Origin of the sequence: Planococcus glaciei (assembly GCF_900099655.1) — a bacterium.
In the GTDB taxonomy this organism is placed as follows: domain Bacteria; phylum Bacillota; class Bacilli; order Bacillales_A; family Planococcaceae; genus Planococcus; species Planococcus glaciei.
The window spans coordinates 50,997-77,342 of record NZ_FNDC01000016.1 but is presented as its reverse complement, the minus strand read 5'-3'; the positions used below and the strand labels follow the sequence as shown (position 1 = coordinate 77,342).

26 protein-coding genes and 1 other annotated feature (1 of these 27 cut by a window edge) are annotated in these 26,346 nt (G+C 47.9%); of the genes, 3 read left to right on the top strand and 23 right to left on the bottom strand.

Annotated features, from left to right (window positions below):
• Positions 1–7: 7 nt before the first annotated feature.
• The 19 genes from BLQ32_RS16940 to BLQ32_RS16850 form a co-directional block, all read right to left on the bottom strand.
• Positions 8–322: a helix-turn-helix domain-containing protein gene (locus BLQ32_RS16940; RefSeq protein ID WP_074511365.1), complete on the bottom strand. Its 315-nt coding sequence runs from the start codon at positions 320–322 to the stop codon at positions 8–10.
• Positions 312–1,406, bottom strand: a complete 1,095-nt coding sequence (locus BLQ32_RS16935; RefSeq protein ID WP_083335388.1) for a tyrosine-type recombinase/integrase — start codon at positions 1,404–1,406, stop codon at positions 312–314. The genes BLQ32_RS16940 and BLQ32_RS16935 overlap by 11 nt, the downstream gene beginning before the upstream one ends.
• A complete protein-coding gene (radC, locus tag BLQ32_RS16930; RefSeq protein WP_083335387.1) occupies positions 1,403–2,044 on the bottom strand; it encodes a RadC family protein in 642 nt (213 codons plus the stop codon). The genes BLQ32_RS16935 and radC overlap by 4 nt, the downstream gene beginning before the upstream one ends.
• Complete coding sequence (locus BLQ32_RS16925; RefSeq protein ID WP_074511363.1) at positions 2,034–2,645, bottom strand: Maf family protein; 612 nt, start codon at positions 2,643–2,645, stop codon at positions 2,034–2,036. The genes radC and BLQ32_RS16925 overlap by 11 nt, the downstream gene beginning before the upstream one ends.
• A gap of 410 nt (positions 2,646–3,055) precedes the next feature.
• A complete protein-coding gene (locus tag BLQ32_RS16920; protein ID WP_074511361.1) occupies positions 3,056–3,811 on the bottom strand; it encodes a prepilin peptidase in 756 nt (251 codons plus the stop codon).
• A gap of 75 nt (positions 3,812–3,886) precedes the next feature.
• Entirely contained in the window at positions 3,887–4,660 is a 774-nt protein-coding gene (locus BLQ32_RS16915) for a pilus assembly protein PilO (protein ID WP_074511359.1), read from the bottom strand.
• Complete coding sequence (locus tag BLQ32_RS16910; protein WP_074511357.1) at positions 4,657–5,484, bottom strand: PilN domain-containing protein; 828 nt, start codon at positions 5,482–5,484, stop codon at positions 4,657–4,659. Before BLQ32_RS16910 ends, BLQ32_RS16915 begins: the two co-directional genes overlap by 4 nt.
• Positions 5,485–5,487: 3 nt before the next feature.
• Entirely contained in the window at positions 5,488–6,426 is a 939-nt protein-coding gene (gene pilM / locus BLQ32_RS16905) for a type IV pilus biogenesis protein PilM (RefSeq protein ID WP_074511355.1), read from the bottom strand.
• A gap of 19 nt (positions 6,427–6,445) precedes the next feature.
• Positions 6,446–6,895, bottom strand: coding sequence for a prepilin-type N-terminal cleavage/methylation domain-containing protein (locus BLQ32_RS16900; RefSeq protein WP_074511353.1), 450 nt, complete (start codon positions 6,893–6,895; stop codon positions 6,446–6,448).
• Positions 6,896–7,027: 132 nt separating this feature from the next.
• Complete coding sequence (locus BLQ32_RS16895; RefSeq protein ID WP_074511351.1) at positions 7,028–8,239, bottom strand: type II secretion system F family protein; 1,212 nt, start codon at positions 8,237–8,239, stop codon at positions 7,028–7,030.
• A gap of 1 nt (position 8,240) precedes the next feature.
• On the bottom strand, positions 8,241–9,287 hold the full coding sequence (locus tag BLQ32_RS16890; RefSeq protein ID WP_074511349.1) for a type IV pilus twitching motility protein PilT: 1,047 nt from the start codon (positions 9,285–9,287) through the stop codon (positions 8,241–8,243).
• Positions 9,288–9,290: 3 nt separating this feature from the next.
• Positions 9,291–10,946: a GspE/PulE family protein gene (locus BLQ32_RS16885; protein WP_074511347.1), complete on the bottom strand. Its 1,656-nt coding sequence runs from the start codon at positions 10,944–10,946 to the stop codon at positions 9,291–9,293.
• A 22-nt stretch (positions 10,947–10,968) separates the two neighbouring features.
• Positions 10,969–12,516, bottom strand: coding sequence for a VanW family protein (locus tag BLQ32_RS16880; RefSeq protein ID WP_074511345.1), 1,548 nt, complete (start codon positions 12,514–12,516; stop codon positions 10,969–10,971).
• The gene (locus BLQ32_RS16875; RefSeq protein ID WP_074511343.1) at positions 12,506–13,057 is read right to left on the bottom strand and encodes a hypothetical protein; all 552 of its coding nucleotides are present in this window, start codon (positions 13,055–13,057) and stop codon (positions 12,506–12,508) included. Before BLQ32_RS16875 ends, BLQ32_RS16880 begins: the two co-directional genes overlap by 11 nt.
• 37 nt (positions 13,058–13,094) lie before the next feature.
• Complete coding sequence (locus tag BLQ32_RS16870; protein ID WP_074511341.1) at positions 13,095–14,594, bottom strand: hypothetical protein; 1,500 nt, start codon at positions 14,592–14,594, stop codon at positions 13,095–13,097.
• 18 nt (positions 14,595–14,612) lie between these two features.
• On the bottom strand, positions 14,613–15,092 hold the full coding sequence (locus tag BLQ32_RS16865) for a prepilin-type N-terminal cleavage/methylation domain-containing protein (protein ID WP_074511340.1): 480 nt from the start codon (positions 15,090–15,092) through the stop codon (positions 14,613–14,615).
• A 4-nt stretch (positions 15,093–15,096) separates the two neighbouring features.
• On the bottom strand, positions 15,097–15,699 hold the full coding sequence (locus BLQ32_RS16860) for a PulJ/GspJ family protein (RefSeq protein ID WP_074511338.1): 603 nt from the start codon (positions 15,697–15,699) through the stop codon (positions 15,097–15,099).
• A gap of 223 nt (positions 15,700–15,922) precedes the next feature.
• Positions 15,923–17,626: a sensor domain-containing diguanylate cyclase gene (locus BLQ32_RS16855; protein WP_074511336.1), complete on the bottom strand. Its 1,704-nt coding sequence runs from the start codon at positions 17,624–17,626 to the stop codon at positions 15,923–15,925.
• A gap of 41 nt (positions 17,627–17,667) precedes the next feature.
• Positions 17,668–18,864, bottom strand: coding sequence for a bifunctional folylpolyglutamate synthase/dihydrofolate synthase (locus BLQ32_RS16850; RefSeq protein WP_074511334.1), 1,197 nt, complete (start codon positions 18,862–18,864; stop codon positions 17,668–17,670).
• 74 nt (positions 18,865–18,938) lie between these two features.
• On the opposite strand from BLQ32_RS16850, the gene BLQ32_RS16845 reads away from it, so the two are divergent.
• The 3 genes from BLQ32_RS16845 (at position 18,939) to BLQ32_RS16835 (ending at position 22,028) form a co-directional block, all read left to right on the top strand.
• Positions 18,939–19,802: an ATP-grasp domain-containing protein gene (locus tag BLQ32_RS16845; protein ID WP_074511333.1), complete on the top strand. Its 864-nt coding sequence runs from the start codon at positions 18,939–18,941 to the stop codon at positions 19,800–19,802.
• Complete coding sequence (locus BLQ32_RS16840) at positions 19,799–20,590, top strand: ATP-grasp domain-containing protein (RefSeq protein ID WP_074511331.1); 792 nt, start codon at positions 19,799–19,801, stop codon at positions 20,588–20,590. The genes BLQ32_RS16845 and BLQ32_RS16840 overlap by 4 nt, the downstream gene beginning before the upstream one ends.
• Before the next feature lie 346 nt (positions 20,591–20,936).
• On the top strand, positions 20,937–22,028 hold the full coding sequence (locus tag BLQ32_RS16835) for an NAD(P)-dependent alcohol dehydrogenase (protein ID WP_074511329.1): 1,092 nt from the start codon (positions 20,937–20,939) through the stop codon (positions 22,026–22,028).
• A 42-nt stretch (positions 22,029–22,070) separates the two neighbouring features.
• Here BLQ32_RS16835 and BLQ32_RS16830 read toward each other — a convergent pair whose 3' ends face one another.
• The 4 genes from BLQ32_RS16830 to BLQ32_RS16815 form a co-directional block, all read right to left on the bottom strand.
• Positions 22,071–22,385, bottom strand: coding sequence for a DMT family transporter (locus BLQ32_RS16830; protein ID WP_074511327.1), 315 nt, complete (start codon positions 22,383–22,385; stop codon positions 22,071–22,073).
• A gap of 1 nt (position 22,386) precedes the next feature.
• Positions 22,387–22,728 carry a DMT family transporter gene (locus BLQ32_RS16825; protein ID WP_074511325.1) on the bottom strand — a complete coding sequence of 114 codons (342 nt, stop codon included), beginning with the start codon at positions 22,726–22,728 and terminating at the stop codon, positions 22,387–22,389.
• Between the two features lie 22 nt (positions 22,729–22,750).
• Complete coding sequence (locus tag BLQ32_RS16820; RefSeq protein WP_074511324.1) at positions 22,751–23,332, bottom strand: TetR/AcrR family transcriptional regulator; 582 nt, start codon at positions 23,330–23,332, stop codon at positions 22,751–22,753.
• Positions 23,333–23,606: 274 nt separating this feature from the next.
• Positions 23,607–26,258, bottom strand: coding sequence for a valine--tRNA ligase (locus tag BLQ32_RS16815; RefSeq protein ID WP_074511322.1), 2,652 nt, complete (start codon positions 26,256–26,258; stop codon positions 23,607–23,609).
• Positions 26,259–26,329: 71 nt separating this feature from the next.
• Positions 26,330–26,346 (bottom strand) — a binding site (T-box leader) (it continues 205 nt past the right edge of the window).

Sequence of the window (26,346 nt, the reverse complement as noted above, 5' to 3'; positions counted from 1 at the left end):
GCCCCTCCTATACTGGTGGAAGTGGCCGTTTATTCACCACTTCTTTTTCTTGCTTATTATTTGATATAACTCTTGGTGTTTTCATTGAACCGATGAAGGAAGATTTATGAACTACTAAATCGTTTGGAGTACAATCTAAAGCCGTACACAAGGCATCTAAAGTCTCTACACGTATTAACTTAGGCGTATCATTAATTAATGCTGAAATAGAAGCTGGGGACATTGAGTAGCCGGCTTTGTCTTCCATTAATCGCAATAATTCGCTTCCTGTCCAAACATCATTTTTGGCCATTATCTGCCTTAATTTCCATTCAATACTCATCTATTTCACCCCCCAAAATTTTCATAGATTCCTTCCACTGTTTTTGTGCTATTCTTATACGCTTTTCAACAAAATCACTACTTGCATCCAAATATCCAGCTGTAGTGGCAATGTTAGAATGTCCTAATAATTTACTCAAGGTCATTATATCCACTCCAGTTTCTGCTAAGTCTGTGGCAAAAGCATGCCTTAACTGATGAGCAGAAAATATTTCTTCTTGTGGAATTCCATACTCACCCTGTCGTCTTCTTAAATTAGTTCTCATTGTATCTCGCGTCACCCTACTACCGCCTTCTGAAAGAAACAAAGGAGATGAATCGTAATCTCCAACAGTAAATAATGGATAAATATGCTCTATATACCATTTCAGTAAAAGGTCTGCATCATTGAGTAAAGGCACCCACCTGGGTTTGTGACCAGAACCTCGACTCCCTTTTCCATATCTAACATGAACCTTTCCTACACCAGATGAACCTAAATCGAATCTAACATCTTTAATATTAATCATTGTTAATTCATAAATTCTAAGGCCGGTCATACCAAGCAATTTAAAAAAGACGTAATCTCTAGCTACCGTTTTATACTTTCTATTTTTCTCCATGTCTTCCTTTAGACACTTAAAAAAAACATCTAAGACTTCTTTTTTAGGAGGTGCGATACGAATATCATTATCATCTCTTCTATGAAAAAACTTATTAAATTGATCGAGTACGTCAGGTACATGTGTCCCTACCATATTAAATATTTCAGTGGATTTTCTAGAACGTAAATATTCTAAGAAAGTAGAAATATTAGATTGATACTTTCTTCTAGTACTATGAGCAAGATTTCTCCCAACTAAATCAACATAAAAAAGTTCTATATCTTCTCTGTCAATTTCCCACACAAACTTATCGATAAGAGAAAGAAACTCTTTTATATTTCTTAAATTTAATGCAATCGTTTTATCAGTATAGCCTAAAGCTTTTTGTTGAAGTTCCCAACCTGCAAGCAATTTGTATTGAAAATTTGTTTTTACGCTTAAAGAAGCGTTATTATGTTTCTTTTCTAATCCTTTAATTACGTAAAGGTTATTTTTAGTCAACTTACACACCCCACCCTTTTAGGTAACACCTTATTAATTAAGGTAACACCATAATACCACTTGAATATAAAGCTGTCGAACTTTACTATAATCCGATGGTTGTGGGCACAGACGATCGATGCCGACGAACGCCGCACCGCTTCCCGAAAAATTTCGCGCGGATGGACGATGCTGGCATTCAGGCTGCCGACAAAAATGGTTTGTTTGTGCATGACTTGGTTTTTGATGTTGAGGAATAACACGACGAAATGTTCTTGTTTGAGCGAAGTCATATCCGCCATCAAATACGAGGCGGCGTCTTTCGGGGAGCGGATGGTGAATTTTGTGTCGGTTTGCTTGGAGGACAGGCGGCGCCCAAGCTCGACGGATGCAAGGAGCTGCACCGCTTTGGCCTGGCCGATGCCTTTGATCGATGTCATTTCTTCGATGGTGGCATCTTTCAACCCCTGGATCTGTTCGAAATAAAGGAGAACCCGGTTCGCGAGGTGCAAAACCGACTCCTGTTTCGTGCCTGTACGGAGCAGGATCGCGATGAGCTCCTGATTTGATAAGCTCATCGCGCCCTGGCTGACCAGCCGCTCGCGCGGACGGTCAGCTGCATGGACATCACGGATCATTAAGGCTTGTTCAATATGCATGGACACGGCTCCCTTCCAGTGAAATATAGCCGGACAGCATCAATTTCTGCGTCAGGCTCGCCAGCGGAAATCCGACCACCGTGTTGTAGTCACCGTCGATTTTCCGGACGAACAAACCGGACATGGTCTGGATACCGTACGCACCTGCTTTATCGTAAGGATCATCAGTGCTGGTATAGGCTTCGATCCAATCTTCCGGCAAATCGTAGAACGTCACGCGGGTGATTTCCTGGAAGGTCTGTTCGCTGCCGCCTTTCACAATCGTGACAGCGGTGATGACGTCATGCGTCTCTCCGGACAGCTGCCGCAAATATTCTTTAGCCTGTTCTTTGTTCTGCGGCTTGCGCAAAATCTCTCTGTCCAGCACGACAACTGTGTCTGAGCCGATGACGACGGCTTCCGGATGCTTTTTCGCCACGTCTTTCGCTTTCAGCAAAGCGCATTCGATGACATAGCCCATAGCGGTCTGAAACTTCGACGGATCCGGCTCTTCTTTTAAGCTCGGCACGATTGAAAACTCGATGCCGAGGCTTTCCAGCAATTCTTTTCTGCGCGGTGATGCGGACGCCAGGATGACCGGCGCGTTGGCTTTAAATTTCATAAAACTATTCCTCCCTTTTCTAGCATCATACCGAAAATCGCCGCAGATGAAAATTGTAGACAAAAACGCAAAAATAATTTTTGCCCGGGTTTCGGGATCTCAAAAATGAGATTTGGCGGATGTTTGGGTTAGGAATCGCCTAGCTGTGCGGTTTGGGAAAATATTTTGATAGATAGGCAGTTTATCGATATTCCGCAAAATAGCTACGCTTGCCGCGGGCGAGCGCCGAGCCGCTTCATCGCTTTGCTCCTGTTTCTGCATCGCTGCGCTAGCTTCGAAACATGAAAGAGCGTTGCAGGGTCTCGTCTGTCTCGTCGCTTACGCTGCCCCGCTGGCGTCTCCGCTATTTTGCTCCATATCTTTGATGACGTAAAAAAGTAGCATACTAAAAAAAGATGAAGCACATGGCTTCATCCCCAGAAATTCATATACCAATTCAATAGCGCATCACCCCAAAAATAGGTGATGACAGCGCCAAGTGCAATCGACGGCCCGAACGGCACCGGTGTCTTGCGGTCTTTGTTAAGGACGCGCAGCTGGACGATGCCGGCAATCGCTCCGATGAGGGAGGCGAAGAACAGCGTCAACAAAGTGCCGTTTGTCCCAAGCACCAGTCCGATGACGAAAAACAATTTGATATCGCCGCCGCCCATGCCGCCTTTCGAGACGATGGCAATCAATAACAGAATCCCGAACCCGACAGCAGCTCCGAGCAATGCGTCCCACCACGGATCGAGCGGGATAAATAATCGCAACGCGAGCAGAACGATCCCGACCGGCATCAATACTTTATCCGGAATCAGCATATACGCTATGTCGGATACTGTGATGATGACAAGCAACGAAACAAAGATCAACGCCACAATCAGTTCAGGCTGGAAGCCCAACTGCCAAAACGAGATGGCAAAAAGCGCTGCGGTGATGGCTTCCATCAACGGATAAACCCAGTGGATCTTTTCGCCGCATGAACGGCAGCGGCCCCGCAAGAACAGATAAGAAAATACCGGCACCAGATCCAGCGGCGTCAACTGGCGATCGCATTTGGTGCAATGCGACGGTGGAAAGGCGATTGACTCGTTTTTCGGAACGCGCAAACCGACGACATTATAGAATGAACCGAATACCAGTCCAAATATGGAAAAGAATGCTGTATACGTTATGAACATAGAAACCCTCTTTACGGTTTAGATTTTTTAAAACAAAAAGAGAAATCATGACGATTTCTCTTTGGCTGTTACCTTTTACTGGCCATCGGCCGCTGCCGATTCGCCGTCTTCGACATTGACTTCCACGTTGACGTCAACATCCGCAGCATCTTCAGGAGCAACGACTGCTTCCTCTTCGGCTAAAGCCGTGCCGTCATTTTGCGGCAGCGGATTAACTTTCTTGGCCGGCGGCGGTGCATCTACTTTTGGAAGCGTATCAACTAAAGCAATCAAATCCGGACGGAAGTAAGCTGCGAAGCTTACCGTGACTTCTACTGGTTCTTTTTCAGTTTCAACAGCGGTTACTTCATCATTAGAAGTAAAATCAATAGAATCAATTACTAAGATACGATCCATTGCTTCAATTTCTTTAATAAATGCAGTAATGCCTTTGTAGTTAGGTGTTTCAAAAGTAACAGTAGTTTTCACTTGTTGCATATTTTCTAAACCTTCAACAGGAACTGGCAAAGTAACTGGTTCTTCTAACATTTCAATATTTGTAATTAGAGTATCAGATAATAACTCAGCTTGTTCAATTTGCAAAATCAAGGTTTCCGATAACGGTTCAATCGACACTTTCTGCTGCAATTCGCTCGTGCTGATCTTCTCGCCTTCCGGTAATTCTTTCAACTGCGTCTGAAGCGCAATCAAAACGTCACGCTCGGAACTCAAGGTCTGTTCGGCTTGTAGACGCGCTTCTTTCGCTGGTGCATAAACCAAGAAATAGGAATACGCTCCAAGAACTAATAAGAACACAACCGCTAAAATGATCAGGCCTTTTTCTTTCTGGCTTTTTGTCAAGCTGCTCATTGGCCATTCCCCTCCGTTCCTTCTGGAGTGGCAGGTGTTTCTTCGTTAACTTCAACGTCTACGTTTACATCCGTATCAGTTGCTGGCGTTTCGGTTGTTCCAGCAGCTGGCGCCTCAGCCGGCACTTCCGTTGGAGGAGTTTCTGCAGGCGGCGTTTCCGCTGCAGGTTCTGCCGGTGTTTCCACTGGCGTTTCACCTTCCACCACTTCTGCTGGAATCCGGTCGTCCACAAAAATCAAGGTATATGTTGCAAGGTAACGCGGATTTTCAATAACTACGTCTTCATCTTCTCCAACAACAACTGTTGTACCGGCTGTCGTAGCTGTAGTTGTCGCTTCTTCTTGCATTTCTTCTTGTGTGACAGAATCTAAAGTCGCGGACTTAAGTAATTCAGAAGTCTTCAGCTGTGCTAAATAAAATGCCGCTTCCCGAGCTGTATCAAATTGAACCGTCAAAAGCGCCTGATCCAAACCGACGTAGGAAAAGCTGTCAAAAAACCCGCGCTGCGGCAGTTTGGATACCAAATCGCTCAAGAGCGGCAACGTATCAAATTGATAGCTTTCTGCCCAATCGACCGTAACTTTCAATTGCTGCTCTTCGTTCATGCCCTGCTTCGCTTCCAGCTGTTCGCGAATTGCCGCTTGATCGGCAGCCACTTGGACAGACTGGGCTGAAAGTTCAGCCTGTTCTTTTTCGTTGGCACTTGCCATAAATGCAAAAACTGCCCATAAAATGACAGCCAAAAGTAATATCGTAATCGCCGCGATCAGAAAAGCGGGACGGTCCCGCTCTTTCTGCGGCAATAAGTTAATATCGACAAGCATGGATTACACCTCTTTCAGCGCAAGACCGATGGCGCGGTTAAAACGTCCGGGTACATCTTCCGAATCGTCGGAAGGAATGGCATCAAGTACGACAGGTAGTACAGGCAAAGAAAAACGCTCTTCCAATCGAGCACGGAACGCGTCCCAGTCTCTGTATTCGCCGTTGCAAACGACTTTCGTAATGCCGACTTCCCCGCCGTTCATATTGAAACTGTAAAAGTTGGCGAGTTTCTCGGCTTCTTCTTCGATGATGTCCATCACGGCTTCAGGATCTTCTTCTATCGTTGCCGTCAATTCCAAATCAACCGGCCGCATAAACAGCGGAAAATGTTCATGGAAGATGGAAACTGTCATTTTCTGTGACTGCAGATCGATCAGCATGACGTGCTCGTCTTCTGTGAAGTCATGCTGCAAATATGCTAAACGGTACAAGGCAAGCGGCGTGACATCGGCAACTACCGCTTTTAATTTCACCTTATCCAACACATTCTCATAATCGTTGATGACCGATTCTTTGGAAGCGATGATGATCACTTCCGGTTCTTCGGTATCGGTATTGTACGGCACCACATCGAAGACGGGATCTTCGAAGGGCAAGTAAAGCGTTGAACCGATTTCGATAAAGAAATGGCCTTTAAGTTCATCTTGTTCAACATCTTCGGGGTAAGGTACTTTGCGGATAATAACGAATTCGTCAGGGGCGAGGAATCGGACTGACTTCTTAGAGAGACCCCACTGATTGACAGCCTTATCGAGTATCGCTTCCAGCGCTTCCGCATCGATGATTTTCCCGTCTTCAATGATGCCGGCTGGAAGAGCAAGCTCTTCCGCACAGTTCAATTGAAGTGGAGAATGGGATTTCAGGTCGACATGACGAATCGCGTCTTCTTCTATAGTTATTGTCGCGACTCGCGCTTTTCTCGATAAAAACGATAAGGCCATTTTCTCAGCTCCTTAATATTTAACGTCCAGTAATTGTTATAGTACCGCCGTCACCAGTTTCAGAATTGTTCGGTAAAGCGGAAACCATTGCCTTAGTAGTACCGGCTGCATAAGCAATCTCAATACCTCCACTAACCTTTGAAGCACCCTCAAAACTAGCAACTGTAGATCCTGCTGCAGGTGTATAAGTAAAACTATCAAGTGTTCCAGCATCGTCAATATATCCATCTTCAAGTTGAGCAAGTGTAACACTTGTAGCAGAAGGATTATCCGCTAAGTATAATTCTGCACCAGCAAAAGCGCTTAAAGCATCAGATTTCGCAGCTCCAACACGACTATTTTCAATAATATTCCCAATCGCTGGAATAGCGATTGCCGCAATAATCGCGATGATAACGATAACTGCTAAAAGCTCGATCAACGTCATACCCTTTTGTTCTTTTAACTTCTTCTGAAGAAATTTCTTCATTTTCTTTCCCCCTAGTATTTGTAATTTAAGTACTACTTTGAGTACAACTTAATTATAACCATAGTCACGAATTACGCAATAGCATTTTTCAAGTTTTTTTGAATTTTTTTCAATTATTTTTGATATTTAGTCCTACATTTTATCTACATTCTGGAACATATCAAACATTGGCATCATTATTGATAGGATTATAGTCCCGACAATTGCAGCTAAGAAAACAATCATCAATGGTTCTATCATGGCCTTTAAACGGTCGGTTTCCGCTTCCACTTCTTTTTCGTAGAATTCTGCTACTTTGGCCAACATATGGTCAAGAGATCCGGTCTGTTCCCCAATCTGAATCATATGCGGGATAAGCGGCGGAAACGCCCAGTGATTTTTCATAGGTTCTGTAAGAGATCCGCCTCGCTCAAGCGAATCTCGAGAAGCGATGATGACTTTTGACATGACTGCGTTGCCTACTACTTTTTCTGTCATCGTCATTGCCTGAAGAATCGGAACAGAGCTCGAGAACAAGGAACTTAATGTCCGCGTTAATCGAGCAAGCGCTGATTTCTTTAACATGTTTCCGAACAAAGGTATCTTTAGCATGATCGTATCCAGAATGTATTTGCCTTTTTCATTGCGCTTCATCATCCATATGATTCCAGCAAACAGCAAGGTCACCCCAATCAGGATGTACCAATAGTTTTTGACAAAGTCACTGGATCCCATCACAAATTGAGTGAGCGGCGGCAATTCACTGCCCATTCCTTCGAACATCTCCGCAAACATCGGCACAATAGAAGATAAAAGGAATATTACTACCCCAATCGCCAGGAAACCAACAACGAGCGGATACGACATCGCTGAGATGACTTTCTGCCGCGTCTGATACGCTTTGTCGTAATGCGTCGCAAGCCGGTCAAGTGATTCATCAATATTCCCTGATAGTTCTCCTGCTCGAATCAAGTTTATCGTAAGTGGTTCAAAAATCTTTGGATATTTAGCTAAAGTATTGGAAAGCGAATTCCCTTTGCGGAGTTCATCATCGACTTCAGTCAAGGTCTTGCGCAGCGCTTTGGAATCCACCTGTTGAGATAGAATTTTCACCGCATCCACAATCGTTACACCCGCACGCATCAGAGTAGAGAATTGACGAAGAAACATGATGAACTGATCCCGTTTCACCGGAGCTCCAAATGAAATATCCTTTTGAAGAGCAGTTGTCGGTATTTCCCGGATGTCAATGACCCGCACGCCATCGTCTCTCAACTTCTGGACAGCACTTCGCTGGCTATCCGCTACAATGATGCCGGAGCGGATTTTCTTACGGTCACGCCCTTCGTATTTAAAACGCGCCATCTTATTCCTCCTCTACCAAGTACGGACGAGCGATTTCTCTTGAAATCTTTCCTTTTTTCAGCAGTTCCTGGACTGAGGTCGACATCATATGCATGCCGGCCGCACGGTTTGTCAAAATGATATTCGGAATCTGGTGCACTTTTTCAGTGCGGATCAAGTTGGCGATGGCCGTGTTGTTGATCAGGATTTCGGTTGCGGCGACGCGCCCTTTGCCGTCAACTGTCGGCAGCAAACGCTGAGAAATTACGGCTTTCAGGATTCCGCCAAGCTGCGTCCGGATCTGGGCATGCTGTTCCGGCGGGAATACGTCAATAATCCGTTCTACGGTTGAAGCGGCACTCGATGTATGGAGCGTCCCCATAACTAAGTGGCCTGTTTCAGCTGCCGTGATGGCGGTCGTGATGGTTTCCAAGTCACGCATCTCACCTACAAGGATAACGTCCGGATCCTGACGGAGCGCAGCGCGCAGCCCGTTCGCAAACGAATTTGTATCGAAGCCGACTTCACGCTGGTCGATAACCGATGTGCCGTGGTTGTGCATATACTCGATCGGGTCTTCCAGTGTAATGATGTGTTTGGACAGGTTTTCATTCATATGGCGGATCATCGCGGCAAGCGTCGTCGATTTACCCGAGCCGGTAGGTCCTGTCACCAGGATCAAGCCTTGGTGCGTGTCCGACAATTTCTTTAATGTATCCGGCATGTTCAAATCATCGATTGTCGGGATTTTGGTTGGGATCGTCCGGAACGCGTGGGAAATGGAGCCGCGCTGATGGAACGAGTTGACCCGGAAACGGGCAACGCCGGGAATGGAGTATGAGTAATCCATCTCGCCTTTTTCAAGGAACGTTTCCCATAAGGCATCCGGCATCAGCACGCGGGCGATTTCTTTTGTCATTTCCGGCATTAATTTGTCTTCGCCGTATTGCTTTAACGCTCCGTGCATCCGGAACACCGGCGGGATGCCGGTTGTCATATGGATATCGGAAACTTTCAAATCCGTGGCAGCAGTCAGAACTGTATCTACGTAATTTAGCGTCGTATTCATCGGTTAATCTGTCATGGCAACGCGCAGCACTTCTTCTGTCGTTGTCAGACCCTCCTTCACTTTTAATAAGCCATCGTCGATCAGGAAGATGGTATTGTTTTTCACGGCCACTTCGCGGATTTCCGCTGCAGTGCCGCCGCGGTTGATGATGGTTTTGATGTCTTCGTCGACAACCAAGACTTCGTGAATTGCCATACGTCCGCGGTATCCGGACATATTGCAGCGCGGACAGCCTGTGCCGCGTGCCACCACATCAATCGTCAGGCCGCGTTTTTCAAAAATCTCCTGTTCACGCAGTGTCGCTGCCTGAGTTTCCCGGCAGTCGCGGCAAACCCGGCGGATTAGGCGCTGTGCGACAACGGCATTCAAGGAAGCCGTTACCAGGAACGGCTCGATGCCCATATCCATTAAACGGGTAATAGAAGCAATCGAATCGTTGGTATGGATGGTACTTAATACTAAGTGACCCGTTAAAGAGGCACGAATTGATATGTCAGCCGTTTCTTTGTCCCGGATTTCCCCAACCATGACGATGTCGGGATCTTGGCGCAAAATCGAGCGCAAGCCGGCAGCAAACGTCAAGCCGACGTTCGAGTTCACTTGGATTTGGTTGATGCCTTCAAGCTGGTACTCAACCGGATCTTCGACGGTGATAATGTTGACTTCTTCACTGTTCAATTTATTGAGTGCTGCATAAAGCGTTGACGATTTACCGGAACCAGTCGGGCCGGAAATCAGGACGATGCCGTTTGGTTTGTCGATTTCACGCAAGAAGCGCTTCATGTTTAATTCGTTAAAGCCGAGTTTGTCGATATCGGTCAAATTCGCCCCGAGGTCCAAAATCCGCATAACGATTTTCTCGCCGAATACCGTCGGCAATGACGATACCCGGAGATCGATGGCACGCAGGTCGACGGTTGTCTTGATCCGTCCATCCTGCGGGATCCGGTTTTCGGTAATGTCCAGATTTGCCAGGATCTTGATCCGCGCCGTAACCATTTGCTGCATCGATTTCGGCAGAATCTTTTCCGTTCGCAGCGTGCCGTCAATGCGGTAGCGCACAAGGATGCGGCTTTCCTGCGGATCGAAATGGACGTCACTTGCCTTCAGCGATACGGCGTTTGAAAGGATCTGGTTGACGAGGCGGACAATCGGCCCATCGATGTCATCCAAATTTTCTTCTTCCGCTGTGCTTTGCGGCATTTCTTCGAGCATGTCATCGTAGGATTCTTCTTCGTAATACTTCGCAATGGTTTTTAGGATATCTTCTCTCGACGCAATCGCCGGTTCAATCTGGAATCCTGTCGTTAAACGCAGATCATCAATCGTGATGAAATCCGTCGGATCGGTCATCGCGATAAACAGCCGGTCGCCTTCCGCCCGGAGCGGCACGAGTGATTTCCGTTTTGCAAAGTCTTTCGGTACAACGTTGAACAGTTTCGGATCGAACGGATACTGGAACAGCGTCACGTGCGGGATGCCGAGCTGCACTTCAAGCGTTTCGATCAATTGCTGCTCGGTGATCAAGCCGCGCTGGACGAGTGCGTCGCCGAGCTTCTGGTCTGATGTTTTGGCATCTAACGTGCCCTGAAGGTCTTCTTCAGTGAGAAGGCCTAATTCTATTAAAATGTCGCCTAGTCTTTTTCGTGTTCTTGCCAAATCTCTTCCCCCTCAAAGCTCGTTAAGGATTGACTTTATTTCCGCCTTTGTCATATACCGGCTCTTTCTTTTCATCGGTATTAGGCGTTGTGTCGTTAGGTGTTGCATCCGTCGCCGGTGTGTCATGAACCCCGTCGCCGTCTTGGTCCACATAGCCAGGCTGTCCCGGAAGCGGTGTTGTTGGAGTCGCAGCTGGCGCATCATGTACGCCGTCGCCGTTTGCATCGATAAATCCAGGCTGTCCTGGTAGTGGTGCTGGAGTTACAGTAGACGTGCTGTCATGCACCCCGTCGCCATTGGCATCGACGAATCCGGGCTGCCCTGGAAGAGGCGCTGCGACTGTTCCGTCGTGTACGCCGTCGCCGTTTGCATCAACAAACCCAGGTTGTCCCGGCTGCGGTACAGCCGTTCCTGCCGCAGGCGCCGTTTCGGTTTTCGTCAGCGGATAAATTTCAATGCGATGGACCGGCGGATAGAAATCGGTCGATACGGGGTCGAGTTCCAACTCTTTTCCGTCAGAACGGGTAGAACGCACCACGTTGATGCGGACGCCGTCGCGGCCTTCTTCTTCAACCGCTTTGCCGGATGTCACGAACGCACTGTATTGCTTGATCAAGCGCGGCTCCACTTTCTCTTCGCCGTTTGCGATAACTTCATATTCATAGATGAATGGATAGCCGGTGAGCATTGCTGTCAGCGTATCGCCGTCCATTGATAAGTTTAAAGTGAATGTATTGCTGTTCGGGTTGGTAAAAACAAAATCGATGCCGAGCGGCCGGTTGATGGCTGCTTCTTTTCCAAGCGGCACTGCTGTCGGCGCTACTGTGCCGATGCTGCGCTCGTCAACCGAGAAGTTCGTCTGCAGCACAGCTGCGTAGATAGATGAAGCAATTTGCGAAAGCTCTGAATCTGTTACATTGGCAAGCTCCAAGCCGCCGATAAAGTCCAGGAATGAAAACGGGCTTCCCGGCGCAATGTCAATGCCGTTCAATGCGTTGACAACCGCCATCGCATCACTGCCTTTTAAGCTATGGGTGATTTTCGCTTCGGAGACGACTTCTTTTGCAACTTCCAGCGTATCGTCGCTGATGGCAACAGTTGTCTTCGTTTGGCCGGCAGCTAATGCTGTTTCCAGTTTTGTCGTGATGTTTTCTACGTCCGTTTCAGTGAAGCCGGCAGTCGGAAATTGCTGCTCCAGGAACGTTGCCGTCGTTTCCGGTGAAAGCTGGAAGACAAAATTGTTCTGTGTGCCGCTTTGGGCTTGTCCGACCGTTTCGTCCAGCAAGATTTCTGCATTGTTCAAGGGATAGCTCGCGGTCGCATCCTGATAAGTCACAAGAAGTTCCGCTGTTTGGCGCCATGAATCCACCTGTCCGACAAACAGCTGTTTTGCCTGTTCGTGTTCCATATTGGAAACATCCGTCGTTGCGATATACGTGTTGTCGCCGAATTCTTCCGTCGGGAAGATCCAGGTATCGACAGCCATTGCCCCCGCATTGGCTACGCCAAAAAACAGCAGCGCTGATGCGAGTACAGCTGCAAAGGTCATTCCGAATACTTTATTGTTCACCTTGATCTTCCTTCCCGACTGGTTTAATCGACTGCATGCTGTACGGCTTTGCGCCGACAAGCTCTTTTTCGCGTTCCGGTTCTTTCTCTGGCTCTTTTTTCAAATCCGGCATTTTCACTGTTTCCGGCATCATAATTCTTTCCGGTACATTGATTTTTTCCGGCCCTTTGATGGTTTCGCGTTCTTTGACGGATTCCTGTTGTTTAATGGATTCCGCCTCATTCACGGGTGGTGTATCATAAACCGGAGTAAGCAATTCTTTCCGGCGGGCTTTCCGTTCTTCGGCTTCCAGTTGTTTGGCCAGCTCTTCTTTTTCCAGTTGCTTCATATAAAGAAGGCTTGCCAAAAGTGAAATGCCGACCAGTGCGAGCACCGGCAAATACCAGGCAAAACCGTCCTGCATGTATAAAGCGACGGCAGCTGCCGCAAGCGCCCCGCCGGCCAGAGTCATTCTTCTGGCAAGCGGTACGGTTTTAAAGCCGAAATAAGCGAGCGGCAGTACAATGGCTGCGATGATAAGTAAAAATAATATGCGGATCATAAAAGTCCTCCTAATGCCTTGCTAATATTTTGGGCTGTCAGTAATCGACTTCAAAATCGAAATCGGTATCGATGACAACGGGTGATGAAATGGGAACGGTCTGCGTGCTCTTGATGCCAATGCCGCAGTTGTTTAAGAATTCCCCGTAGCTGGCCGCTTTCGTTACGTACAATTTTGTGCGGTTTGCTGCGTCCAGTCCGGTAAGCGCGAAAGTCTTGCCAACTGCGGAATAATAAATGATTCTTCCGCTATTGGTCACTTCGATAGTAGCCGCCAGCCGGTCAAGATCTGCCGGAAGTATCCGATCGATGTCCATGCAGAGGTGGGTATAGTTGTCAATTTGGAATTTGCCTACGACATGGAGGCGGGAATCTTCTCCCGTATCCTTACCAAGGATCATTAAATTGGTATAAAACAGATTTTTGATATTCCCGCCGATATACATCTCTTTTAATACGATGGTCTGTTTGGACATGTTCTTCCCTAAGTTGTTCATGTTTTGCCCGGTCGTCAATGTGCCGTTGATGATCAAGTTGCCGTTTACCAGATTGTTCATATTGCTCGATGCCCCTGCATCCGTCGCTTTTACAACAACGTTTGTTCCAAGGAAATCGATGGAGTTGCAGTTCGACGTACAGACGTTTCTCTGGAAGTCGTCCACATGGACCCAGAAGTCCATCGGGTTTTTTCCGGCTGCCGTCACTTTGGCAATAAACGTCGCCAATTTTTGATCGCCGGTCATTTTGCATTCAAATGGAGCTCGAGCTGTGCCGGCAATGACGCTGGTTAGCAAAGCGTCGCAGGATTGTGTCGGCGGCGTCAATTTGAAGACATCCTGGTACGCCGCATCTTCTTTGCCGGCGATGATTTCCTGGCCGACGTTGTAGACTTCTCCTTTATTTAAAAATGAAGCGGGAATGTTGACGGTAAACAACGAGTTCAAGGTTTTCGGGGAACTCATGGACGTCCCTTTTACATCCATTTTCACTTCCAGTTTGCCTTGGGCGACAATCCGGTCAACCAATACATTGCTGACAGTCTGCAGTTCACTCGCTGTATACGCCACGTTCATCAACTTCCATGTTTGCGGCGCGTAATTGGACTGCGTAGAAGTGAACGGCGCCGTTTGTGTCCCATTGATTTTAATCAATTCGTTGATTTTTATAAGAATCTTTTTCACATACAATTGCTTCATTTGACGGTCGATGTTTTGTTCCCAGGCAGTACGCTCTGCGGATGTATCGCAGGCATCTTTATTGCTGGCATACAAACAGGCGACGATCTTATCCAGTTCCAAGCGCGTCTGGTTCAGCACTTCCTGCTTGATCTGATCGAGTGACCGTTCGAAATCGGTTGAATAGTAAAGGATTCCCATCTCAGCTGCTGCTACCGATTGATTGGAAAGGTCCACCGTCTTTTCCTGTTTCGCATTATTGAGAGAGCCGGAAATGAAGGTCGCAGAGATGCCCAGCACCAAAACGATGAGCAAAAGAACGACCACTAATGCATAGCCCTTTTCACTTTTTATGGATTTCATCTTCTGCGCCCCTTTAATTTAATTGGTCAGGATTCGTGTTAAAGTCGTTTTCACTTCAACCGACCGAGTCGGTTTGACCGGGTCGGCCACATTCAGGACCAGATCGACGTGTTTGTTTTTCGGGTCAATCTTAGTAGCGGCATTCCAGCTTGCAAATTGGATGCCGTTAATCGTTCCCGTGTATTTGAAATTGGCATCTGTCAAACGGACAAAAGTGCCACAAGGGGCAATCGCAGGAGAAGTCTGATCGTTGCAGGTTTTAATTTCAAGATGCCCGGCGTTCATTTGCAAATAATAATAGTCATTTCTACGATGTTCGTTGGTGAGTTTGGTCACGATCAAGTTTGCATCTTGCTGAAGCTGGGTTTTGCTCGTTTCAGCCGCCGTGTGCTTAAAGCCGATGGACAGCGCCGTCCAGGCTATGGTTGCGACGATGGAGACCAGCACCAGCGCCGCCAGCAATTCGACCAACGTGACCCCTTTTTGATTCAATTTCAACGTATCAACCTCCTGGCTTTTTCGCCGTATAGCGGATATAGGAATAGGTTTCGCTGCTCATCTGGTAGCTGCCGTTCGTGGAATTCTTGTTGCTGAAGACTTTCAGATGGATTTTATACAATTTGATGCGGTCGCTTTCCGCACACGGAACTTTGGTTCCCGTGCCGCTTGCCGTCGGGTCTTTTAATAGGAACGGTTCGCATTGCAGGTAAACATCTGTTTCGTAGCGGTACTCACCGTCTTTTTTAAAACGCATAAAGGAGTTTTCTGTATAAGGTGTTGCCGCAACTGAATTTGCTGTGTCTTGGCTGTAGCCCAAAGCCTGCATTTCCGTTATTATTTTTTCCTTCTTTAGAAATTGAGGCTCGAGCGACGTCGGATCAGTCGGACTGGTCACCAAAAGCTTTTCCCATTTCGAAGCCAATGTAATAGAAGACATTTCCTGCTTTGCGAGATTCATGGTATCCAGTTTGGTTTCTGTCCGTGCATTAAACAGCGTCATTTGTGGAAAGATGGTGACAACTCCAACAAAGAAAATTCCCAGAATCGCTAGAGCGGCTAATATCTCAACTAAAGTTAATCCCTTTTCATTGCTGGTCGCTTTCATTTCCAGCCTCCCACTTCATTAATATAACGGTTTTTTGTATTTATTTTACTTTTAATAATGTATTTAAGTCTAATCGGTATTATAAGCCTATTATTACATTTTCTCTGCAAATGCGCACCACTTATTTACAGTAAAATGTAATCTTTTTACTAGGTATTTAAATCTAATTTGCAATATAAATAGGAAAAAAGACCGTGAAATGAATCGGGATCATTTCACGGCCTTATTTTGCATAGGCAGCGACTTTATTCCGTCCAGCCTGTTTGGCTCCAATATACAGTGCGCGGTCAGCATTGCGCAGCAATGCGTTCGGCTCGTCGCTGTCGTCGGGTGCGGTGGAGACACCGATGCTCAAAGTCACATGCACCGTTTCAATCGTTCGTTCCGCCCCGAGATCCTGCTGGATCAGAAAGTCATGCTTTTCGATTTTTTTGCGAAGCCCTTCGGCAAACAATAGCGTAAGGTCTTTGCTGTAGTTTTCAAAGACGATGACGAATTCTTCGCCCCCGTACCGGGCGACGATGCCTTCTTTTCCGACTTCCGCTTCCAAAATACGTGCGAGTCCGATGAGAATATCGTTGCCGCTTTGGTGGCCGTATTTATCGTTGATGCCTTTAAAGTGGTCGATGTCCATCATGACAAGCGACAAGTTGCGGATTTCTCCAGATTTCACTTTTTCCATGCTCTTTTCAAGCGCCTGGTCCAAGTAGCGGTAATTGTACAGTTTCGTTAAGCCGCAGCGTTCGCTGGTGGCAATCGCTTTTTGGACGTAGCCGGCTTTTTCAAGCGAGACCGCGAAATACGTACTTAAAATATCCAGGATCTTTAATTGATGGATCTTGAAGGCGTATTTTTTTCGGGACGCCAGCATCAGGACGCCTTCGATTTTATTGTTGCGCGAAATCGGCGTGCACATAATGCTTTCGGTATCAATCGGCAGGTAGCCTGTCACAATGTCTTCCCATTCACTTTTTTTATTGTAACAAACCGGCGTGTTGTTCAGGATGACATTGCCGGCAATGCCTTTGTAATAACGGACCGGCGGAACGCTCTGCTTTTGGAACTCCTGATGCTCGAACATCCGGAGCATCAGCAAGTTGCTGTTGCGGTAATCGATGACATACGCATAGTCCGATTTGAACATATCGGAAACCTGGATGACGAATTGGTCGAGCACTTCGTCGGTCGTCAGGCGGGCCGCCAGCTGATGGCCGATTTCCCCTGCCCTTTGCAAATCGTTGTTGATCAGTTGGGTGTTGTTGTAAAGCTTCATCACCGCGGTCATGATCAGGAACGGAATGCCGAGAAGGAGCAGTGCCGGAATGCCGATATAGGCTTCAGAAATGTAAAGCGCAATGGCATACGGGAAGATAATGAGCGTCAGCGCGAAGTCCCATAACGCGTCAACAGAGAAAAACTTTACTTGGCTTCCCGTTAAACGGTCATACGAGTAGTAAATGATCTGATTGGAGAACACGGATACCAGTTGGAAGATTAAGCCGTAAAACAGGATGTGCAGCAGATTAAGCGAACCGATTTGTCCGCCAGCCCCGAGATAGGCAAGTCCTGAAAAACAGGAAATCAGGAAAAACATAATCGAGTTGAACGGAATCCGCATCGTCAGCGGTTCGTCGGTCCGGCTTCTGACCATGACAATCAGCATCGTCAATTGCGAAATCAGGATTTCAACGAAAATGCCGTATTTCAGGAAGACGGCAATTGTCACCCATTGGACGAGATAAGTCGAAGCCCCGTTGATGTTCATCGGCATCAGGCAGGTGAGCACGAAAAACAGGATGTATGCCGCTAAATGCCAAGGTTCTATTTGAGGCGGGGGAAAGATTTGATGGATCAAATACAGTCCCGGCGGCACAAGCAACAGCCAGACGATCCATAAAGCCCAGCTGTTTTTGCTGAAACGCGTCATTTCTTCACCTCCCTGTATGTCTTTAAGTGCAGCTTTCTTCCTCATTCAGCAGGTGCTTGGTAGTTCTGGAACATGCTGAAATGATTGTTTCGAAGTGCAGACAGTAAATAAAGAGAGCCTGTGACTATTGTCACTACCTCTTCATTTAATACAGGTAATATATCACAATTAGTTATAATTGTCTTTATTTTACTTCTATTTTCTGTAAACAAAATTTTGGCAGGCAACGCGCGTTCGTTGTCAAAGTCGATAAACGTAAACTGGTCGCTGATCGTTTCCAGCTTGCGCAGGATATTGGCGTATGCTTTGTCTTTCATCAGCGCCATCACGATATGAATCTGTTTATCGGGGTACACTTCTTTGATCGTCTCAACAAGCGCACTGACGCTTGCTTCGTTGTGCGCGCCGTCCATGATGAGATTTGGATAGATTTCTTCAAAGCGGAACGGAATGAACGCCGAAGCCAGCGCCGTTTCCGCTAAGTTGTGGTTGAATTTCAACAGCAATATTTCTTTCGCCGCTTCGAGCGCCAAGCCGGCATTTTCTTTTTGGTGCCGGCCTTTCAGTTTCAGTTCGGTGTTGATTTGTTTTTGGGGGCGGATCAATTCGGCGTGCAAGGCATCGGCAACTTCCCGGATGACCCGTTCCGCCTCTTCCGGCAAGTTGCCGATGATGATTGGTTTCCATTTTTTTATAATTCCAGCTTTATGCCAAGCAATATTTTCCAGCGTGTCGCCCAAAAAAGCCGTGTGTTCATAGGAAATCGACGTGATGATCGATAATATCGGATTGATGACGTTCGTGCTGTCAAAGCGCCCTCCCATCCCTGCTTCGATGATGGCGATGTCCGGTTGTTTTTGTTCAAAAATCAGAAACGCTGCAGCTGTCAATAATTCAAAGTCGGTCAGCGGCGTTTTGATCTCTGCCAAACGCGCCATTGCCTGGTCCATGTCTTCTTCGGTTATCGCTTTGCCGTCCACCTGGATCTGGTCGTGCAGGTCTTCGATTCCCGGCGAAAAGAAATTGCCTACGGTCAATCCGTGTTTGTGCAGGATGGCGGATAGGAAAGCGCCGGTCGAACCTTTGCCGTTCGTGCCGGCAATATGTATGAAGCTGATGTTTTGATGAGGATTGTTTAATTCCGCAAGTGCGGCGGTGATAGCTTGAAGACCCGGTTTGATCGAAGCATCTGTTTGGATGTTCCATTTGTTCTTATAGAAATTGAGTCCATTAATCATGATTTCGGCCTTCCTTCCCCAGTAAACGTGATACACTTTTTTTAAGTTAATTATAGCATGAAGGTGGAATAGAAATGAAAACATGTTGGGTGATCTACAACGGAAGTTTGGTATCAGATAAATTCGCAGACCAGGCGCAACTCGTGGCAGAAGCGGCACAACGCGCAGGCGTTGAAACACATATAATGAAGAATTACGAAATTCTGATGGATTTGAAGAATGATGCAGCGCTGCCCGATTTTGCGGTGCTGCTCGATAAAGACATCCTGCTTGGATATTTCCTGAAAAGCCGCGGGGTGCCGGTTTACAACGATCCGGCGATCATCGACCTGTGCGACAATAAAGCCACGCAGTATATCCGGTTGGCGGCCTCGGGACTGCCGATGCCGCGGACGATTGTGGCGCCGAAAGTCTATCCGAATTTCTCGATTTTGGACTCCGGCTATTTTGAACGGGTCATCGAGGAATTGAAGTTTCCGATGATTATCAAAGAAGGCCATGGCTCGTTCGGCATGAAAGTGTATTTGATTGAAGATGAAACGGCGTTTTACGAAAAAGTGGAATCGCTTCGCGGCGTCGACTTTGTGTTTCAGGAGTTCATCGTTTCGAGCCGGGGCCGCGACATCCGCGTCAATATCGTCGGCGGCGAAATCGTCGCTTCGATGTACCGCCATTCGGAAACGGATTTCCGCGCAAACATCACGAACGGCGGCAAGGCATCTCCGGTCGAGTTGACGGAAACCCAGAAACAGCTGGCGCTCGATGCGGCGGATGCTGTCGGCGCTGTCTTTGCCGGCGTGGATCTGCTGTTCGGTGCGGACGAGGAGCCGCTTGTCTGCGAAGTGAACGCCGCTGCCCATATCCGCAATATCCTGAACGTGACCGGTGTTAACGTGGCGGATGCCATGATCGCTTATATATTGGAGGACTTGCGATGATTATTTTGTATGAAACGAAAGATGCGGTGCGCAACGCCGGGTTTATTCAGGAGCTGCAGAAGTTCGGGGAATTTCGGCTCGTGCAGTGGAACGATTGGACAGAAGACGGGTTGGCGGTTTTAGCGGATACTCTTCAGGGTGAGCTTGTGCTGTTCCGGGTGCGCCGTCCGGAAGCCGCGCGCTTCTTGGAAGATAATGGAGTGTTTCTCGTCAACCGCGCCGAAGTGAACCGCGTGGCCAATGACAAATGGCAGAGCTTTCAGCTGATGCAGCTGCTCGGTGTGCCGGTGATTCCGACTTACCGGGAAGCGCCGGCATTTCCTTGCGTGGTGAAGACGGCGGACGGGCACGGCGGGACGGAAGTGGAAGTGATAACGTCTTTGGATGAGATTCCGTTTGAGTCGGGCTCCCTCGTTTTTCAGCCGGTGGTGGAGCATACAGCCGATGTACGGGCCTATGTTATCGGCAACGAATTGGTCGGTGCTGTAAAACGGAGTTCGGCGGACGGGTTCAAGGCGAACTACTCGCTTGGCGGTTCTGCTGAGAAGTATGTGCTTTCTGCGGCACAGGAACAAGATGTGCTGAAAATTGCACGGGCGCTGAACGGCGATTACATCGGCGTGGATTTTTTGCTGCTGCCGGACGGGCGCCATGTGTTCAATGAAATTGAAGATCCGGTCGGCGCGCGGTCGTTTTATGAGACACATGATGAGAATATTGCGGAGCTGCTGGTAATGCATTTGAGGAAAATTGAAAAAGAGCGGCCGTTTCGGCCGAAGAACAAATAATTTTGCAGCCTGCTTTTTCGCGGGCTGTTTTTTTATTGGGGATGGTGGGTTTGGGCGCGGGTTACTACCTTTTGGACTTGGGTTATTACCTTTTAGACTTGAGTTACTACCTTTTGAGGATGAGTTCCCACCTTTTCCCGCTGAGTTTCCACCTTTTGAATCTGAGTCCCTTTTTCTCCGAGTGAACTTCGCTTTCTCTGGTTTTGTCGCTTTTCGCTCAGCGAAAAGCAAAGGCATTATGGGTTTGGTTTTCTTTAAGCTGGTGCTGGACTGTTCATCCAATGACTATTCTCTGCAAAAAGCGGGTATTTTACTAATTGGACAAAAAAATACTAGGAGGGATTCGATGAAGATTCAAGCAGCGGTAACGCACGGATTAGGTGAAGAGTTTAAATTTGAGGAAGTGGAACTGGGCGAACCGAAAGACCATGAAGTGCTTGTGAAAATTGTCGCTTCAGGGGTTTGCCATACAGACGCCGTGGCAAGAGACCTTGGGTTGTCCCCTTTCCCGGCAGTCCTTGGCCACGAGGGTTCCGGCATTGTGGAGAAAGTCGGGTCGGCGGTGACTTCGATTGAAGCCGGCGACCATGTCGTGTTGTCATTTGCCTACTGCGGACATTGCGAAAACTGTCTGACGGGACATCCGACGGTGTGCCTGAACTTCAATGAGCTGAATTTTGGCGGCAAAATGCAGGACGGCACAAACCGGATCCATCACCATGACCACGCCGTGTCAACGTTTTTCGGCCAATCGTCATTTGGCACGTTCGCCGTGACGAATGAACGGAATGTCGTTAGAGTCGACAAAGAAGTCGATTTGGCTTTGCTTGGCCCGCTTGGCTGCGGCATCCAGACGGGCGCTGGGACCGTGCTGAACCGCATAAAACCCGAATTCAGTTCGTCGATCGCCGTCTTTGGCAGCGGAGCTGTCGGGTTGAGTGCGGTAATGGCGGCGAAAATTGCCGGCTGCCTCAACATCATTGCTGTCGACATCCATGACAACCGGCTGGAGCTTGCCAAAGAACTTGGTGCTACGCATACATTGAACGGAAAAAATGTGGATGTCGTCAACGAAATCAAAAAGATTACGGGTGGCGGCACGCATTACGCGGTAGAGACGACCGGTGTCCCTCCGGTTGTGAAACAAGCGATCCATTCGTTGCGCCCGCTCGGTTCGTGTGCCATTGTCGGCGTGACGCCGGAAATCACGTTTGATGTCCACAACGATATCATGGCGGAAGGCAAAACGGTGATGGGCGTCATCGAAGGCGATTCAATTCCGCAAGTCTTCATTCCCCAGCTCGTCGCTTATTACAAACGCGGCATGTTCCCTTTTAACAAGCTGACTAAAGTGTATGAGTTTGAACAGCTCAACGAAGCATTCGAGGATTCTAAAAATGGCTCGACCATCAAACCGATTGTGAAAATCGGCGAATAAAAAAGTGGTCCTGGAATTCGTTCCAGGACCACTTTTCATTTATTAAGAAGTCAGCCGCAGCCCGACGACCGCCGCGACAATCATGGCGATAAAGGCGATGCGCTTCCAGTCTTTTGATTCGCCGTAAACGAACATGCCGAGCAGCGTGCCGCCAACCGTTCCGATGCCGGTCCAGACCGCGTACGCAATGCCCATCGGCAAGGTTTCCATTGCCTGCCCGAGCAAGGTGAAGCTGACGATGAATCCTCCGATCAGGATGACATAGGAGGAGAGCTTTTTGTGTTTGACGACACGGTTCATGCCGATCACACCCACCACTTCAAACAAGCCGGCTAATATCAAGTATACCCAAGCCATATTAAATTACCTCTTCTTTCTTTTCGGGATCTGCAGTCACAAGTTTCAGTCCGAGAACGCCCGCCAGCAGCATGCTGATGAAGAACACTTTTGTCCAACTGAACGGCTCACCGAAAACGACCATTTCTACGATGACCGTTCCGGCGGTCCCGATTCCGGTAAATACCGCATATGCTGTAGCGACCGGCACTTTTTCCAGCGCTTTTAAAAGTACGACGAATGAAATGTAAATGAGGACCGCGACGCCCACCCATTCCATCCAAGAGTTCGCGTATTTCAATCCGGTCGCCCATAATATTTCAATTATGCCCGCCGCGATTACGAGTATCCAATGCAAATTCATATCTTTTCCTCCATAACTCTCTTCAAACTTTCGATATGCCGCGCCAATAGAAATGCCAGGAAGCGTCCAATCTTTTATTCAGCCGCTCCGGCCCGCCGTACAGCATTTCCACAAATATGCCGTCCAGTACGCCGAGAAATGCCGCGGTTGCCCGCTTTACATCAATTGACGCATCAAGCTGCCCTTCTTTTACCGCATTTTCCAGAATCGGCTCCAGCTGATCTTCGAGCGTATCGAGATACAGATAGACCTTTTTCATCACTTCCTCGTACAGGTGGGCCGGCGGGAAAAAGGAATTGCGCAACCAGAACTTCGTATCCGCATTTTGTTCGTAGCGGATTTTATGGTGCACGAGAAAATCGTATAGAAATTCCTTGATCGGTTTTGTCTGGTTTTGTTCAATGAATTCCGTAATGGAAGCGAGTTCGTTCTCTACTACGTCGTTTGACACCTGAAGGAACAATTCGTCTTTCCCTTTAAAGTGGGCGTAGATCGACTGCTTCTTGATGCCGACCGCTTCCGCAATATGCGCCATCGAGGTCCCTTCATAGCCATGTTCAGCAAAGCGGTTCAGCGCCGCTTCTTTTAATTGGTTGACTGTCATAAATTCTCCGACCACCTTCCGACCGTTCGTCAGGTATAAATATAGCAAATGGGTTTGCAGGTGTCAATCTTCGCGTATCGGGAAAAGTTCGAAAAAAATCTTGGAAACATCGATAGAAAATGTTAAAACTGCGATAAGAACTTTGATAATGCCGATAGAGACATCAAAAACTTCGATAGAAATCCTAAAAACACCGGTTAACGATAACCAGCTTCGCAAGCTAGACGATCCGCATATAAAAAACCGCTCTCCCGAAGGAAAGCGGTTTGCCATTTTATAGGTTTTTCAATTCTTCAATGCGTTTTTCGACTGTGGCGTGTTTCTCCAAGTAGTCGGCTTCTTTTTTGCGTTCTTCCGCGACTACAGCTTCCGGCGCTTTGGAAACAAAGCGTTCGTTCGATAGTTTGCCTTGAACGAGTTTCACTTCTTTTGCCCATTTCTCAAGTTCTTTGTTTAGACGGGCAAGTTCTGCGTCGATGTCGATCAAGCCTTCAAGTGGCATAAACAACTCGGCACCCGATACAACGGCGGACATTGATTTTTCCGGTGCTTCGATGTTTTCGCCGATCGTCAAAGTTTCCGGGTTGCAGAAACGTTCGATGTAAGCGGCGTTCGCTTTAAGAACCGCGTGAGTATCAACGTCTTTCGCTGAAATCGTCAATGCCACTTTCTTGCTCATCGGCGACTGAACTTCTGCACGGATCGTGCGAACAGCAGTGATGATGTCCATCAACAGTTTCATGCTTGACGACTGGCTTTGGTCAGTCAGCGATTCGTCCACTGTCGGCCAAGCGGCAACCGTAATCGATTCACCTTCGTGCGGCAAGTTCTGCCAGATTTCCTCAGTGATGAATGGCATGAACGGATGCAACAAACGCATTGTGTTATCAAGTACGTAAGCGAGAACTGAACGCGTCATTTTCTTCGCGTCTTCGTCTTCGCCGTATAACGGCAATTTCGCCATTTCGATGTACCAGTCACAGAAATCATCCCAGATAAAGTTGTAAAGCGAGCGGCCCACTTCACCGAACTCGTAGCGTTCCGCAAGATGCGTCACTTGTTCGATGGTTTCATTCAAACGGGTCAGGATCCAAGAATCAGCTACTGAACGTTTGCCGGAAAGATCGATTTCCTCGTACGTCATGCCGTCCATGTTCATCAACGCAAAACGGGAAGCGTTCCAGATTTTATTCGCAAAGTTCCAGATGGATTCCACTTTCTCCATTGAGAAGCGAAGGTCCTGCCCCGGGCTAGAAGCCGTTGCCAGGAAGTAGCGAAGCGAATCCGCGCCGTATTCCGCAATAACGTCCATCGGGTCAACGCCGTTGCCGAGCGATTTCGACATTTTGCGTCCTTCGGCGTCGCGCACCAAGCCGTGGATCAATACGTCTTTGAACGGTTTTTCTTCAGTGAATTCAAGTGCCTGGAAAATCATGCGCGATACCCAGAAGTTGATGATGTCGTAGCCGGTAACCAAGGCATCTGTCGGGTAATAGCGTTTCAAATCGTCGGTTTCTTCCGGCCAGCCGAGCGTCGAGAACGGCCATAGCGCGGATGAGAACCACGTATCAAGTACGTCTTCGTCCTGCGTCCAGTTTTCAGCGTCTGCCGGAGCTTCCATTCCTACATAGATTTCACCGGTTTCGTTATGGTACCAAGCCGGAATCTGATGGCCCCACCACAATTGGCGAGAAATGCACCAATCGCGGATGTTTTCCATCCAGTGCAGGTAAGTTTTTTCGAAACGGTCCGGTACGAAATTGACGCCTTCTTCGCCGTGCTGCAAGTCAATCGCCTGTTGTGCCAATGGCTTCATGTCTACGAACCATTGTGTCGACAGATAAGGCTCTACCACTGCCCCGCTGCGTTCCGAATGCCCAACCGAATGCAAATGCTCTTCGATTTTGAATAAAACTTCCATGTCCTGCAGGTCTTTAACGATTTGCTTGCGGCATTCGAAGCGGTCCATGCCTTCATATTTGCCGGCATTTTCGTTCATCGTGCCGTCTTCATGCATGATCAACACGCGTTCCAGGCTGTGGCGATTGCCGATTTCAAAGTCATTCGGGTCGTGTGCCGGAGTAATTTTCACGGCGCCGCTTCCGAATTCCATGTCTACGTAATCGTCTGCCACGATTTCCATTTCGCGGCCGATAATTGGAAGGGTTACCTTCTTGCCGATCAAGTGCTGGTAGCGCTCGTCTTTCGGATGAACCGCTACCGCCGTATCGCCAAGCATCGTTTCGGGACGCGTTGTCGCGATTTCGATATAGCCGGAACCGTCTGTTAGCGGGTAGCGCATATGGTAGAACGCACCTTGTACATCTTTGTAGATAACTTCAATATCTGAAATCGCGGTTTTTGTCGCCGGATCCCAGTTGATGATGTATTTGCCGCGGTAGATCAGTTTCTTTTCATAAAGTTTTACGAATACTTCCTTAACCGCATCCGACAAGCCGGCGTCCAGTGTAAAACGTTCACGGGAGTAATCAAGCCCAAGGCCCAGTTTCGACCATTGCTCACGGATATGCCCCGCATACTCGTCTTTCCATTTCCACGACTCTTCCAGGAATTTCTCGCGCCCTAAATCGTAGCGGGATTTCCCTTCTTCTTTCAGCTTGCCTTCTACTTTTGCCTGTGTGGCAATTCCGGCATGGTCCATTCCCGGAAGCCATAGCGCGTCAAATCCTTGCATGCGCTTCATGCGTGTCATGATGTCCTGCAGCGTTGTATCCCACGCGTGGCCCAGGTGAAGTTTGCCGGTAACGTTCGGCGGCGGAATCACAATCGTATACGGTGTCTTGCCGCTTTCGGGTTTCGCTTCAAAGAATTTGTTGTTGATCCACCACTCATAACGGCCTTTTTCAATCACTTTCGGGTCGTACTTCGTCGGCATTTGCGGTGTTGTCGGCGTTTGTTCAGTCATTGAAATTCCTCCTTTTGTTTGTGTTGCCTTGAGAGAAGGCTTCCCGGAAAATAAAAAAACCCCTTCGTCTGTAAAAGGACGAAGGAGT